Here is a 307-nt window from a genome sequence, read left to right on the forward strand (position 1 = left end):
GCGTTTTGCGTCCTGGCTCGCGCGCAAGGGCATCGGCGTCGGCGACACCGTTGCGGCGATGCTGCCGAACATCCCGGCGATGAACGAGGCGCATTTCGCCGTGCCCATGACCGGCGCCGTGCTCAACGCGCTGAACATCCGTCTCGATGCGCCCTCGATCGCGTTCCAGCTTGATCATGGCGGCGCCAGGATCATCCTGGTCGATCCCGAGTTTTCAGGCGTCATCACCGACGCGCTGGCGCAGATGACGGGGCCCAAGCCGCTGGTGGTCGACGTCGACGACGCCTCGTTCAAGGGCGGCGAGCGC

1 protein-coding gene is annotated in these 307 nt (G+C 67.1%); it reads left to right on the forward strand.

Annotated features, from left to right (window positions below; translation table 11 throughout):
- On the forward strand, positions 1-307 hold a 307-nt coding region (locus MOV75_RS42150), incomplete at both ends, for an AMP-binding protein (RefSeq protein ID WP_246933146.1).

The sequence above is a fragment of the Bradyrhizobium sp. PRIMUS42 genome (assembly GCF_023006515.1).
Classification (GTDB): domain Bacteria; phylum Pseudomonadota; class Alphaproteobacteria; order Rhizobiales; family Xanthobacteraceae; genus Bradyrhizobium.